The sequence below is a fragment of the Paraconexibacter sp. genome (assembly GCF_041602235.1).
GTDB lineage: Bacteria > Actinomycetota > Thermoleophilia > Solirubrobacterales > Solirubrobacteraceae > Paraconexibacter.
On the sequence record NZ_JBFIGP010000413.1, the window covers coordinates 1 to 2,461 of the forward strand.

The 2,461-nt window shown below is 74.6% G+C and carries 3 protein-coding genes; all 3 read left to right on the forward strand.

Annotation, left to right across the window (positions count from 1 at the left end; all coding sequences use genetic code 11):
- The first annotated feature begins 54 nt into the window (after window positions 1-54).
- Genes ABYE80_RS19765 through dtd form a run of 3 tightly spaced genes read left to right on the forward strand, consistent with a single transcriptional unit; the run spans window position 55 to window position 2,441 of the window.
- Window positions 55-1,050 (forward strand): hypothetical protein, encoded by a 996-nt coding sequence (locus tag ABYE80_RS19765; RefSeq protein WP_372792022.1) that lies wholly within the window; start codon window positions 55-57, stop codon window positions 1,048-1,050.
- A gap of 4 nt (window positions 1,051-1,054) precedes the next feature.
- Window positions 1,055-1,990, forward strand: a complete 936-nt coding sequence (locus ABYE80_RS19770) for an AEC family transporter (protein ID WP_372792023.1) — start codon at window positions 1,055-1,057, stop codon at window positions 1,988-1,990.
- A 19-nt stretch (window positions 1,991-2,009) separates the two neighbouring features.
- Window positions 2,010-2,441, forward strand: coding sequence for a D-aminoacyl-tRNA deacylase (dtd, locus tag ABYE80_RS19775; protein WP_372792024.1), 432 nt, complete (start codon window positions 2,010-2,012; stop codon window positions 2,439-2,441).
- Window positions 2,442-2,461: the final 20 nt, after the last annotated feature.

Sequence of the window (2,461 nt, forward strand, 5' to 3'; positions counted from 1 at the left end):
CCCGGGCCGGCAGCGAGCCGACCGCGACGCCGGTCGCCGCGTAGCCTCATCCCGGTGCCCGAGATCCGCATCGACGCGCTCACCGGCCTGAGGACCATCGTCGCCCCCGACCGCGCGACGCGCGGCGGGTCGGGCACGGGGCTGGAGGTCTCCCCGGTACCGGCGCTCGCCGCCGCGGACGATCCCTTCCGCGAGGGCCACGAGCACCAGACTCCCCCGGAGCTGCACGCGGTGAGCAGCGACCCGCATCGCCTGCCCGACACCCCCGGCTGGAGCGTGCGGGTCGTGCCGAACCGCTACCCGGCGCTGCGCCCGGACGCCGCCTCCGACGCGTCCGAGGCATCGGCGCGCCCGGATCTCTTCGGCGCCGTCCCCGCCACCGGCGCCCACGAGGTCCTGATCACCGCCCCCGACCCGGTGATGACCCTCGCCGAGCTGCCGGCCGAGCAGGTCGTGACGGCCGTGGAGGTCTGGCGGCAGCGCATGCGGACCCACGCGGACGCCGCCTACGTGCACCTCCATGTCAACGAGCGCCCGGAGGGCGGCGCCTCGCGCGAGCACACCCACGCGCAGCTCTATGCGATGGACTTCGTCCCCGCGCTCGTCGCGCGCGAGCGGGAGCGGTTCGGCGCGTACGCCACGCAGACGATGGGGAGCAACCTGCTCGGCGACCTCCTCCAGGAGGAGGTGCGGATGCGCGACCGCATCGTCGCCATCGACGACGAGGCGGTGCTCCTCGCGCCGTACGCGTCGCGCGCGCCGTACCAGCTGATGCTCGTGCCGCGCGTGCCCCGCATGCGGTTCGAGGACGAGGGACCGAGCGGCGCCCGGCTGCTGCACGAGGGCCTGAGCCGGCTCGCCCGGCGCTTCGGCGCGCCGCCGCCCCTCACCCTCTGGGTGCGGACCGCGCCGCGCGGCGCCGAGCACTTCTGCTGGCACGTCGACGTGCTGCCCCGCCTGACGCCGCTCGCCGGGCTGGAGCTGGGAACCGGGGTCCACATCACGACCGTCTCCCCCGAGCTCGCCGCAGCCGAGCTGCGCGCCGTCTGACGCCTTGCTGCTGGTCCTGCTGGGCATCATCACCGCGGCCGCCGCCGGCATGGCGTCCGAGCGCCGCTGGGGTGAGCGGGCGGTGGACGGGACGGGGAAGGCGTTCGACGTCCTCCTGTACGGCCTGCTCCCGCTCATCACGTTCTTCGCGGTGACGCGGCTGGAGCTCACCCCGGGGCTCGGCGTCGGGCTGCTGCTGGCCTACAGCGAGCTCGCGATCGTCGGGCTCACGGCGTACGCGGTGTGCCGCAGGGTCCTGGACCTCGGCGATGCCGCCACCGGCGCGGTGGTCGTCAGCAGCATCCTGGCGAACACGGGCTACCTCGGGCTGCCGCTGAGCGCCGCCGTCCTGGGGACCGACGTCATCCCGGAGGCGATCACCTGGGATCTCGCGGTGAGCGTGCCGATGCTGTTCCTGCCGGCCTTCGCGATCGGCGCGGCGCTCGGCACGCGGGCCGGGGGCACGCCGCGTGAGCGGTTGCGGTCCTTCCTGATCCGCAACCCCCCGCTCGTGGCGCTGCTCCTGGCCCTCGTCGCTCCCGACGCCTGGGCTCCGGAGGCGCTCGCCGAGATCGCGCGGTACTCGGCACTGGCCCTCCTGCCGGTCGGCTTCTTCGCCCTCGGCGTCCATCTCCGGCAGGAGGCCGAGGACGGCACGCTGCGGTTCCCGCCGCCCCTGACGCCACCGGTGCTCGTCGTGCTCGCCTCGCGCGTGGTGCTCGCGCCCCTCCTGTTCGCCAGTGGCGCGCTGACCGTGATGGCGCTCACGGCGGTCGAGATCCCCGACGCCTACTTCACGCAGGCCGCCATGCCGTGCGGCATCAACGCGCTGATCGTCGCGCACGTCTACGGGCTCGACCTGCGCATCACGGCCAGCGCCGTCGCCTGGTCGACGACGGCGGTCGTCACCGTCGCCCTGATCGCCGCCGCCGTGACCTAGGCGCGATAGCGTCGCGCCCATGCGAGCGCTCGTGCAGCGGGTCTCCCGGGCGGCGGTCCGGGTCGACGGACGGACCACCGGCGAGATCGGCCCCGGCCTGGTGGTGCTGCTCGGGGTGACGCACGGGGACGACACGACGAGCTGCGACCGGCTCGCGCAGAAGGTCGGTGCGCTGCGCGTGTTCCCCGACGCCGACGGGCGCATGAACGAGCCGGTCGGCGAACGTCCGGTCCTGTGCGTGAGCCAGTTCACGCTGTACGCCGACACCAGCAAGGGGACACGGCCCAGCTACGTCGCGGCGGCACGCCCCGAGGTCGCCGAGCCGCTCTACGAGCGCTTCTGCGCCGCCCTCGACGCGCAGCGCGGCGTGTTCGGCGCGCACATGGAGGTCGAGCTCGTCAACGACGGGCCCGTGACGGTGATGGTGGAGGTCCCGCCGCGAGGGGACTGAGCGGGGGGCCGCCCCTCAGG

What these genes read in the sequence shown, in the direction of transcription:
- dtd (WP_372792024.1), top strand. Translation starts at nt 2,010, where the DNA reads ATGCGAGCGCTCGTGCAGCGGGTCTCCCGGGCGGCGGTCCGGGTCGAC.